Below are 10,764 nucleotides of genomic sequence, written 5' to 3' on the forward strand. Positions count from 1 at the left end.
GTTCTGCATCGACCCGGCCCACGGGCCCTGCAGCATGCCGCGCCAGTCACCGAAGTACCGCCAGGTCAGCGAGTCCGGACCCAGCGGCGGGGCGTCATACCCCTCCGGCGAAACCGGGCAACCCGCCGCGACCGGGCACGCCTCAGACGTATCTTGAGTCACTGGTGAGGTTTCCTGTCCGTGTCAGTCAATCTGACTACATGCGTTGTCATTGTAGACCTTAGGAGGGATGTGGCGTCCGGTCAACGTTCGCGCCGCTGGTCCGGCGTTCCTCTGGAGGATCGCCAAGCCCTGCGGCGCGACGAACTCATCACAGCGGGGGTGCAGTTGCTCGGCGGGGAGAGCGGACCGGGAGTGACGGTGCGGGCGGCGTGCCGCCAGGCCGGGCTCACTGAGCGCTACTTCTACGAAAGCTTCACTGACCGTGACGAATTCGTTCGTGCCGTCTACGACGACGTCTGCACCCGCGCCATGTCGGCGCTGATGTCTGCGACCACCCCGCGCGAAGCGGTGGAGCAATTCGTCGCATTGATGGTCGACGATCCGGTGCGAGGCCGGGTGCTGTTGCTGGCCCCGGCGGTGGAGCCGGTACTGGTCCGCTCCGGCGCGGAGTGGATGCCCAGCTTCATCGACCTGCTTCAGACCAAACTGACCCAGATCCGCGATCCGGTGCGGCAAACGATGATCGCCACCAGTTTGATCGGCGGGCTGACCGCGCTGTTCACCGCATACCTGGACGGACGCCTAGCGGCCACCCGTGAGCAGTTCATCGACTACTGCGTAGAAATGCTGCTCAGCCGGGCTGCGACGCACTAGAGACTCACTAGGGAGGCACCTGCGGCCGACGCTTAATGACTCGCCGGATCGAAACTTGATGCTACCGGCATACACAGATATATTGACTGAAACCGACAGACACAGTAACTGGGAGGCGTGGTGCCGGATCTTCGAGACGTGGACCTGTTGCGTGAACTCGAGCCGGTTGTCGAGAAGAACATCAACCGGCATCTGAGCATGCACAAGCCCTGGAACCCGCACGACTACATCCCGTGGTCGGACGGCAAGAATTTCTATGCGCTGGGCGGCCAGGACTGGGAGCCCGGCCAGTCCAAGCTGACCGACGTCGCGCAGGTCGCGATGGTGCAGAACCTGATGACCGAGGACAACCTGCCGTCGTATCACCGCGAGATCGCGATGAACTTCGGTATGGACGGCGCCTGGGGCCAGTGGGTCAACCGCTGGACCGCCGAAGAGAATCGGCACGGGATCGCGCTGCGTGACTACCTGGTTGTGACCCGCGCCGTCGACCCGGTCGAGTTGGAGAACCTGCGCTTGGAGGTGGTGAACCGGGGCTTCAGCCCGGGCCAGAACCGTCAGATTCGAGAAGACCTGTTCGCCGAGAGCCTGTTCGACTCGATCGTCTACGTGACGTTCCAGGAGCTGGCCACCCGGATCTCGCATCGCAACACTGGTAGAGCCTGCAACGAGACGATCGCCGATAAGCTGCTGGCCAAGATCTCCGCCGACGAGAACCTGCACATGATCTTCTACCGCGACGTCACCGAGGCCGGATTCGAGATCGCGCCCAATCAAGCGATGAAGTCGCTGCACAAGGTGCTGCGCAACTTCCAGATGCCCGGCTACCAGGTGCCGGAGTTCCGCCGCAAAGCCGTGATGATCGCCGTCGGCGGCGTCTACGACCCGCGCATTCACCTCGATGAGGTCGTGATGCCGGTGCTGAAGAAGTGGCGCATCTTCGAGCGTGAGGACTTCTCCGGTGAGGCCGCCGCGATGCAAGAGGACCTGGCGGTGCTGATCAAGGAGCTCGAGATGGCCTGCGACAAGTTCGAGCTGTCCAAGCAGCGCCAACTCGAGCGTGAAGAACGCACCGGCAAGAAGGTCACCGCATCCGAGCTGCATCGCACCGAGGGCACGCTGACCCTGAGCCGGCGGTAGCCCGACCTTGCGTATCGGGCCCATCACGCTGGCCAGCCCGGTGGTGTTGGCCCCAATGGCGGGTGTGACGAACGTCGCATTCCGGACGCTATGCCGCGAGCTCGAGCAGGACCGGGTCGGAACAGTCAGCGGCCTCTATGTCTGCGAGATGGTAACGGCGCGCGCCTTAGTCGAGCGGCATCCCGTCACCATGCACATGACGACGTTCGCCGCCGACGAATCGCCGCGATCGCTGCAGCTCTACTCCGTCGATCCGGCGACCACCTACGCGGCGGTGAAAATGATCGCCGACGAAGGCCTCGCTGATCACGTCGACATGAATTTCGGTTGTCCGGTGCCCAAAGTCACCCGCCGTGGTGGCGGGGCGGCGCTGCCGTTCAAGCGGCGACTGTTCGGCCAGATCGTCGGGGCGGCCGTGGCCGCCACCGCAGGCACCGACATCTCGGTCACCGTGAAGTTCCGGATCGGCATCGACGACGACCACCACACCCACCTGGACGCCGGCCGGATCGCGGAGTCCGAAGGCGCCGCCGCTGTCGCATTGCACGCCCGGACGGCCGCTCAGCGATACTCCGGGGCCGCGGATTGGGAGCAGATCGCCCAGCTCAAGCAGCATGTGCGGACGATCCCGGTGCTCGGAAACGGCGACATCTTCGAAGCCAGCGACGCGCTGACCATGATGGCCGTCACCGGCTGCGATGGCGTCGTCATCGGCCGCGGATGTCTGGGCCGACCGTGGCTGTTTGCCGAGCTCTCGGCGGCGTTCACCGGCAGCCCGCCGCCCACCCCTCCCAATCTCGGCCAGGTCGCTGACATCATCCGCCGGCACGGAGAGCTGCTGGTCGCCCATTTCGGCGAAGACAAGGGCATGCGCGATATGCGCAAGCACATCGCCTGGTACCTGCACGGCTTTCCCGCCGGATCGGAGTTGCGACGGGCTCTGGCGCTGGTCAAGACGCGCGACGAACTCGGCGCTTTGCTGGACAAACTCGACGCCGGCGTGCCGTTCCCGATGGCGGCTGCCGGCCCGCGCGGCCGGCAGGGTTCACCCGCCCGGGTAACCCTGCCGGAGGGCTGGCTGGTCGACCGCGATGACTGCACCGTCCCGGCGGGGGCCGACATCATGCACTCGGGCGGCTAATCGCGCGCCTCCCGAGATCGCGTTTCAGACGATGTCTCAGTACGATGTGGATCTTGTTGTGTCGCGCGTCGGTGGCCAAGCCCCAACAAGCTCGACCACCCGGCATTGCGCTGATGAACGCGCACAGCATTGGGCAGCTCACCAGAACCGGAGGCCGGTAGGACATGAGTGACGGCGACTTTGGCGCCGACAAAGCCACTCCTGATGCCGCTCCCGGCCATCCGCGCGCTTTGAGTGCCAACGGTGACGATGTAGGACTTACCGCAGCGACGACGGGAACGCGAGGCGCCGCGCCGTGGGAGCGATTCGGAGCGCATTCGCACACTGTCGCCGTCGCCCACCGGTGGTCGCCGCCGCCGGCGCCAACCGAGCCCGACGACGACGGCCCACACGGCTGTCACACCGACGGCGGGCTCACCGTCGCCGAATTGATCGCCAAGATCGGCGGCTCGACCACCGAAAGGCCACGGCATCGGCGCGCGGCTCCAGATCCCGAGCCGACAGAACCGGAACTGCCTCAGCCCGACGACGGACACGACGACGCCTACGCCGTGTCCCCGGCCTATGCCTTTGCGCTCACCGACCTGGAAGTCAGCCCACCAGAGCGTCGCAGCGGCCGCGCCGACGCCGAGCAGACCACGGTCCTGCCGAAAACTCCGGCTCGGTCGCGACCGGCGCAGCCCGTCAACGACCCTGCGGCTGACGAAGATGCCATCCCGAAGGGCAATCGCAGACGCCACGCGATGCTGCGGGCCGGCCGCTTGATGGCCGCCGCCGTCGCGGCCCTGGCACTGGCGCTGACCGGCGGCGCTTGGCAGTGGAGCGCGTCAAAGAACCACCGGCTCAACATCGTCAGCGCATTGGACCCGCAGTCGCGGGACGTCGTCGACCCGAATGCGCAATACGGCGATGAGGACTTTTTGATCGTCGGCATCGACTCGCGTGCCGGGGCCAACGGCGACATGGGCGCAGGCGACACCGAGGACGCCGGCGGCGCGCGTTCCGACACCATCATGCTGGTGAACATTCCAGCGAACCGCAAACGCGTAGTGGCAGTATCGTTTCCGCGTGACCTGGCGATCACGCCGATCCAGTGCGAAGCGTGGAACCCCGACACCGGCGAGTACGGCCCGCTGTATGACCAGGACACCAAAAAGTACGGTCCCAAAAACGTCTACACCGAGACGAAGCTGAACTCGACATTCGCGTTCGGCGGGCCGAAGTGTCTGGTGAAGGAAATCCAGAAGTTGTCCGGGCTGAGCATTAATCGCTTCATCGCCATCGACTTCGCCGGTTTCGCCAAAATGGTCGACGCGCTGGGCGGCGTCGAGGTGTGCAGCACTACCCCGCTGAAAGACTACGAACTGGGCACCGTGCTGGCGCGCGCCGGACGGCAACGAATCGACTCGAAAACGGCGCTGAATTACGTTCGCGCCCGCAACGTCATCACGGAGAACAACGGCGACTACGGACGCATCAAACGCCAGCAGCTATTCCTGTCGTCGCTGCTGCGCTCGCTGATCTCCCAGAACACCTTCTTTTCGCTGAACAAGCTCAACAACGTCGTCAATACGTTCATCAAGGACAGCTACGTCGACAACGTCAAAACCAAAGACCTCGTCCAACTCGGCCAGTCGGTGCAGGGCATGTCCGCCGGCCACGTCTCCTTCGTGACCGTGCCGACCGGCGAAACCGACACAAACGGCGACGAGCCGCCGCGCACCTCTGACATGCGGGCGATGTTCGACGCGATCATCAACGATGACCCGCTGCCCGGGGAAAACGACTTGAACGCGACCTCGAGCCCGCCGACAAAGTCGCTGGCCAGCAAGGCGCCCAAGACCACCAGTCCGTCGGCCGAGCCGCATTCCGAGCAGGTGCAGGCGGTGACGGCGTCGCCGCACGACGTCATCGTGCAGGTGTCGAACTCGACCAGCAAGTCGGGGCTGGCCACCACCGCCAGCACGCAGCTGAAGCACCACGGCTTCAGGGTCAAGGCACCGGACGACTACCCGAGCTCACTGAAGTCCACCACAGTGCTCTTCTCACCCGGCAACGAACAGGCCGCCGCTACCGTCGCGGCGACTCTTTCGAATCCAAAGATCGAGCGCATCACCGGAATTGGGAAAACGGTCCAGGTGGTGCTCGGCCCAGACTTCTCGTCAGTCAGCGCTCCGCCGCCGACGGGATCGTCGGTCAGCGTCCAGATCGACCGCAACAGCAACAGCCAACCGACCAAACTTCCGGACGACTTGTCGGTGACCAACGCCGCCGACACCACATGTGAATAGCCGCAACCACGCTCGACGATTTGCATGCAAACCGCCATTCACCGCGAGTTCATACCCCACTTCATCCCGGTCCGGCGAATGAGAACGTAGGCTTGCCAATATGCGCACCGCTTACCAGGAACAGCTCGCTGAGCTCTCCGAACAGCTCGGCGAGATGTGCGGGCTGGCCGGCGCCGCGATGGAACACGCAACTCAGGCACTGCTGCAGGCAGACCTGGTGCTGGCCGAACAGGTCATGTCCGACCACGAGAAGATCGCACAGCTGAGCGCCCAGGCCGAGGAAAGCGCCTTCGTATTGCTCGCTTTACAAGCACCCGTCGCCGGCGATCTGCGCTCGATCGTCAGCGCAATCCAGATGGTCGCCGACATCGACCGGATGGGGGCGCTGGCACTGCACGTCGCCAAGATCGCCCGCCGTCGGCATCCACAGCACGCGCTGCCCGAAGAGGTCAACGGGTACTTCGCCGAGATGGGCCGATTGGCAGTGGAATTGGGCAACAGTGCACAAGAAGTGCTGTCGACCCGCGATCCGGAAAAGGCCGCGCGCATCCGCGAAGAAGACGACGCGATGGACGACCTGCATCGCCATCTGTTCACCGTGTTGATGGACCGGGAGTGGAAGCACGGGGTTGCCTCAGCGGTCGACGTGACGTTGCTGGGCCGGTTCTACGAGCGATTCGCCGATCACGCCGTCGAGCTGGCGCGACGGGTCATCTTCCAGGCGACAGGTCACTTCCCCGAAGAGGGCTCCGTAGCCACGTCGAGCTAAGCCTGATTGCCCGACTCCTCCTCATCGCGCTTCGCGTCCCCCTCGCCGCTGCGCGGCTGGGAGGTGCCCCCACTGCATCGTCGTCGAGCTAGCCGAAGCGGCCGGAGATGTAGTCTTCGGTGGCCTTCTGAGTCGGGTTGGAGAAGATCTTCTCGGTGTCGTCGATTTCCACCAGGCGGCCCGGCTTTCCGACCGACTCCAGGTTGAAAAACGCGGTGTGATCGCTGACCCGGGCCGCCTGCTGCATGTTATGGGTGACGATGACGATGGTGTACTCCTGTTTCAGCTCAGCGATCAGGTCCTCGATCGCCATCGTCGAAATCGGGTCGAGAGAAGAGCACGGCTCGTCCATCAGCAGCACGTCGGGTTGCACGGCGATGGCCCGCGCGATGCACAGCCGTTGCTGCTGACCGCCGGATAATCCGCCCCCGGGCCGGTCCAACCGGTCCTTGACCTCGTCCCACAGGTTGGCACCCCGCAGCGCGTATTCCGCGGTGTCGTCGAGCCGCTTTCGGTTGCGCACGCCCTGCAGCTTCAGCCCGGCCACCACATTGTCGCGAATCGACATGGTGGGGAATGGATTTGGTCGCTGAAACACCATTCCGATCGCGCGACGCACGCCCACCGGGTCGATCCCCGAGCCGTAGATGTCGTCGTCGTCCAGCAAAACGCTGCCGTGCATTCGGGCTCCGGGGATGACTTCGTGCATCCGGTTCAGGGTGCGTAGCACTGTGGTCTTGCCACAGCCCGACGGCCCGATAAATGCCGTCACGCTGCGGGGCAGAACCGATAGCGAAACGTCAGCGACCGCATGGAAAGCGCCGTAATAGATGTTGACGTCCTTGAGGTCTAACCGCTTAGCCACTCCAGCTCCTGCCTAGCTTCTCGGGCGCAACGAGTTTCGCCACCACCCTGGCCACCACATTAATGACGGCGATCAGCAAAATCAGCGTTAGGGCAGCGCCCCACAGCCGATCGGTAGGAATGGGGTTGGCGCCCGCGCCTGCCGAAGTTTGGTCGTACATCATGCCTGGCAGCGACCCCATGAAGCCGCTGAATATGTCGAAGTTCATCGCCTGCGAATAGCCCACCAAGATCAGCAGCGGCGCGGTCTCCCCCATCACCCTGGCCAGCGCCAACATGACGCCCGTGATGATGCCTGACAGCCCGGCCGGAAGCACAATGCGGGTGATCGTTTTCCACTTGGACACGCCCAGCGCGAAGCTGGCTTCGCGCAGGTCTACCGGGACGATCCGCAGCATCTCCTCGGTGGCACGCACGATCACCGGAAGCATCAGCAGCACCAACGCCAGCGACACCGCGAAGCCGGACCGGGGAAGGCCAAGGGTGGCGATGCACAGTGCGTAGATGAACAGCGCGGCGACGATCGAGGGCACCCCGGTGAGAATGTCCACCATGAACGTGGTCAGCTTGCCTAATCGGGTTCCGCCGCCGTATTCGACCAGATAGATGGCGACGAAGATGCCGATCGGTACGGAGATGACCGCACAGACCAGGCCCTGCAAAACCGTTCCCACGATGGCGTGGTAAGCGCCGCCGCCGGGCAGGAACGCCGTCAGCTGGGCTTGGGAATGCGTCCACCACTCGCTTGACCTGACGACCGTGAGGCCTTTGGCCGATACCGCAAAGAGCACCCAGACCAGCGGGATCAGGGCCACCATCACCGACAGCGTCACCAGCACGGTCGCCGTGCCGTTGGCCAGCCGTCGGCGCAGGCTGACGGTGGTGAATGTGCGCGCTTTGAGTGGGCGGTCCAGGATCGACGTCATCGCTTGCCCTTGCCGGCGACGGCGGCGCGGGCCATCGCATCAACCACGAAGGTGAGCAAGAACAGCACCAATCCGGCAGCGATGTAGGCCCCGGCTTTGTACGGGTTGTTGAACTCCGACGCGGTGGCCGCGATCTTGGTCGCGAACGTGTAGCCGCCGTCGAACAACGACCAGCCGAACGCCGTCTGGGTGCCGCGCAGAATGATCAGCAGCGCCACGGTTTCACCCAGGGCTCGGCCCAGACCCAACATCGCGCCGCTGATGTAGCCGGAGCGTCCGAACGGCAACACCGTGGTCTTGACCACCTCCCAGCGAGTGGCGCCGAGCGCCAGCGCAGCCTCGATGTGGCTCTGCGGCGTCTTCAAGAACACCTCGCGGGTGACCGCGGCGATGATCGGCAGAATCATCACCGCCAACACGATCCCGCCGGTGAAGATCGTGCCGCCCCCGGAAACCGACGCGTTACCGGTCGCGAAAAGGAAAAGCCCGCCCAGATGTTGGTTGAGCCAGGTCGCGAAAGGTCGCAATCGCGGCGCCAACACGTACAAACCCCAGACCCCGTAGATGATCGACGGCACAGCGGCGAGCAGGTCGACCGCATAGGAAAGCGGTGCCGCAATGCGGCGCGGTGAGTACTGGGTGAGGAAAATAGCGATACCCAGGGCCACCGGCATCGCCAGGGTCAGCGCAAACAGCGCCACTAACACCGTGACCTGAAGCAGGTTGAGTATGCCGAAATGCATCGCCGATGTATTGGTGGTGACCCAGTTGCCGCCGTAGGTGAAGAAGTTTTCCCGGTTGCGCGCCAGGGCTGGTATCGCGCGCATCAGCAGAAACACCGCGATGGCGGCGATCAGTACGACGATCAGGACGCCCGAACCCGTCGACAGGCCACGAAACAGCCGGTCACCGTGGCCGGGGTTGGTGTTGGCCCAGCGCAAGGAGCGGACAGCCGCGGACGGTGGCGTAGTTGCGGCCACGACCTCACCCGAGCCGGCATCGGCTGGATTTGGAGTCGTCACAGTGTTCCCATCGAGCAAAAGACCTCGGCCACAAGTCAATCAGATCGATCACTGGATCGCGTTGATCGCGGTGACCAGGCGCTGCTTGAACCTATCCGGTAACGGAACGTACCCGGCGGCCGAGAGACCGCTTTGCGCGTTGACGGCCGCCACCGTCAACAGCGATTTGACCGCCGCGGTGGTCGCCGGGTCGTACCCCTTGGAGCAGACGATCTCGTAGGTGGCGAGCACCAGCGGGTAGGCGCCGGCCTCTTTGGTGCTGTAAAGCGATTTCAGATTCAGTTTCAGGTCGTTGCCCCGGCCTGCGAAGGTGGCGCTGTCGATGGCCTTGCGGGCCGCGTCATCGGTGAGCGGCACCGGACCGCTGCCGGCATTGATCTGCGCGTAGGGCACACCGGCTTGGTCGGCGAAGCCTTTCTCGACATACCCGATGGCACCGGCGGTGGATTGCACGGCCTGGATGACACCGGCGGACTTCTGTGTGCCTTCACCCACGCCGCCCTGAAACTCGCTGCCGGTTCCCTTGGTCCAGCTCTTCGGCGCGGCCGCGGCCAGATACTTCTGAAAGTTGTCGGTGGTACCCGAGGAGTCCGACCGATAGATCGGCCAGATCTTGGTGTCGGGCAGCGCCACGCCGGGGTTGAGTGCGACGATCTGCGGGTCGTTCCACTCAAAGATTTGGCCACTGAAGATCTTGGCCAGGACATCAGCATTGAGAACCAGCTGCTTGACACCGTCCAGGTGGTAGGCAAGCGCGACCGGCCCGAAGACCATCGGCAGATGCCAGGCCGGATTTCCGTGGCAGCGCTCGGCGGCCGGATCGATCTGGTCGCGGCTCAGCGGTGAGTCAGACCCGGCAAAGTCCACATGCGCGGCGATGAACTGCTCGCGCCCCGCGCCTGACCCGGTCGGGTTGTATGCCAGCTGTTTACCGGAGCACAGCTGAGCCCAATCCGTATTGAACAATGCTATGGCGTTTTGCTGGGCCGTGGATCCCTCTGCGGTCAGGTCGGGCTTGCCGGCGCAATTCACGGGTCCGGTTGGTGGTGACACGCCATGCAGGTTGTTGTCGCTGCCGCATCCGGTCAATGTCAGGCCCGCGATCAGCGCTGTCGACACCGCGACCACCAGCGCTCTGCCTACCGGGTCGAGCTTCACCGATCTCGCTTTCTGAAGGATTTTGTCCACGACTCACCCTCCCGACAGGGCGTTGCGCGGCTAACCGAAAAGTATGCGGCTGGCGTAGACGGCATCCCGCAGCTACGTGAACGGCCAATGAACAGCTCAGCGAGCGCCCGGGTCGGTGCCGGTCGAGCTGGATGTGGGCGCCGCAAAGGCGGTGTCGACGCGATACTCGGTGAATCCCAGACGCCGGTAGGCAGCCAGCGCGGCGGCGTTGTCCGACTCGACATAAAGCATCACCGTGGGTTGCGCTGCGGCGGCCAGCTGCCGCGCCAGGAACGCGACGCCCACCGATGTCAGCAGCCCACCCAGACCGCTGCCCTGCGCCGACGGATCGACGCCGACGACATAGACCTCGCCCACGCCGGGCTCCTCGGGGTGCACTTTCGTCCAGTGGAAGCCGAGCAGCGCGTCCGTCTGTTCGTCGAAGGCCAGAAACAGCCCTTCGGGATCGAACCACTTTTCGGCGCGTCGCTCGGCGAGATCAGTTGCCGCCCAGCCTCCTTGTTCGGGGTGCTGTGCGAACGCGGCGTTGTTGACCCGCAGCAGTTCGGCGTCGTCATCGATGCCGGCGTAAGTCCGGATGCGTATCCCGTCGGGCACGGACGGCTCA

Annotated in this window: 10 protein-coding genes and 1 pseudogene; 5 read left to right on the forward strand and 6 right to left on the reverse strand. The window is 64.4% G+C overall.

The window, feature by feature from the left end; all coding sequences use genetic code 11:
* Window positions 1–162: pseudogene (locus WBF82_RS14030) on the reverse strand (oxygenase MpaB family protein); the annotation flags it as partial.
* Window positions 163–231: 69 nt separating this feature from the next.
* Between WBF82_RS14030 and WBF82_RS14035 the strand changes: the two are divergent.
* From WBF82_RS14035 to phoU, 5 genes are all read left to right on the forward strand, one after another.
* Window positions 232–816, forward strand: a complete 585-nt coding sequence (locus WBF82_RS14035) for a TetR/AcrR family transcriptional regulator (RefSeq protein ID WP_424383607.1) — start codon at window positions 232–234, stop codon at window positions 814–816.
* Between the two features lie 117 nt (window positions 817–933).
* Window positions 934–1,956 carry an acyl-ACP desaturase gene (locus WBF82_RS14040; protein WP_424383608.1) on the forward strand — a complete coding sequence of 341 codons (1,023 nt, stop codon included), beginning with the start codon at window positions 934–936 and terminating at the stop codon, window positions 1,954–1,956.
* A gap of 7 nt (window positions 1,957–1,963) precedes the next feature.
* Entirely contained in the window at window positions 1,964–3,097 is a 1,134-nt protein-coding gene (gene dusB, locus WBF82_RS14045; RefSeq protein WP_424383609.1) for a tRNA dihydrouridine synthase DusB, read from the forward strand.
* Window positions 3,098–3,261: 164 nt separating this feature from the next.
* Window positions 3,262–5,388, forward strand: a complete 2,127-nt coding sequence (locus WBF82_RS14050) for an LCP family protein (protein WP_424383610.1) — start codon at window positions 3,262–3,264, stop codon at window positions 5,386–5,388.
* Between the two features lie 100 nt (window positions 5,389–5,488).
* Window positions 5,489–6,157, forward strand: a complete 669-nt coding sequence (gene phoU / locus WBF82_RS14055; protein ID WP_424383611.1) for a phosphate signaling complex protein PhoU — start codon at window positions 5,489–5,491, stop codon at window positions 6,155–6,157.
* Between the two features lie 88 nt (window positions 6,158–6,245).
* Here phoU and pstB read toward each other — a convergent pair whose 3' ends face one another.
* From pstB to mshD, 5 genes are all read right to left on the reverse strand, one after another.
* On the reverse strand, window positions 6,246–7,022 hold the full coding sequence (pstB, locus tag WBF82_RS14060) for a phosphate ABC transporter ATP-binding protein PstB (RefSeq protein WP_424383612.1): 777 nt from the start codon (window positions 7,020–7,022) through the stop codon (window positions 6,246–6,248).
* Entirely contained in the window at window positions 7,015–7,947 is a 933-nt protein-coding gene (gene pstA / locus WBF82_RS14065) for a phosphate ABC transporter permease PstA (RefSeq protein ID WP_424383613.1), read from the reverse strand. Before pstA ends, pstB begins: the two co-directional genes overlap by 8 nt.
* Window positions 7,944–8,969 carry a phosphate ABC transporter permease subunit PstC gene (gene pstC / locus WBF82_RS14070; RefSeq protein WP_424383614.1) on the reverse strand — a complete coding sequence of 342 codons (1,026 nt, stop codon included), beginning with the start codon at window positions 8,967–8,969 and terminating at the stop codon, window positions 7,944–7,946. The genes pstA and pstC overlap by 4 nt, the downstream gene beginning before the upstream one ends.
* A 48-nt stretch (window positions 8,970–9,017) precedes the next feature.
* On the reverse strand, window positions 9,018–10,127 hold the full coding sequence (gene pstS / locus WBF82_RS14075) for a phosphate ABC transporter substrate-binding protein PstS (RefSeq protein ID WP_424383616.1): 1,110 nt from the start codon (window positions 10,125–10,127) through the stop codon (window positions 9,018–9,020).
* 126 nt (window positions 10,128–10,253) lie between these two features.
* Window positions 10,254–10,764, reverse strand: a 511-nt coding sequence (mshD, locus tag WBF82_RS14080; protein ID WP_424383615.1) for a mycothiol synthase, incomplete at its 5' end; no start/stop codon positions are given.

Source organism: Mycobacterium sp., assembly GCF_049673265.1.
GTDB lineage: Bacteria > Actinomycetota > Actinomycetes > Mycobacteriales > Mycobacteriaceae > Mycobacterium.

What these genes read in the sequence shown, in the direction of transcription:
- pstA (WP_424383613.1), bottom strand. Translation starts at nt 7,947, where the DNA reads ATGACGTCGATCCTGGACCGCCCACTCAAAGCGCGCACATTCACCACC.
- phoU (WP_424383611.1), top strand. Translation starts at nt 5,489, where the DNA reads ATGCGCACCGCTTACCAGGAACAGCTCGCTGAGCTCTCCGAACAGCTC.
- WBF82_RS14050 (WP_424383610.1), top strand. Translation starts at nt 3,262, where the DNA reads ATGAGTGACGGCGACTTTGGCGCCGACAAAGCCACTCCTGATGCCGCT.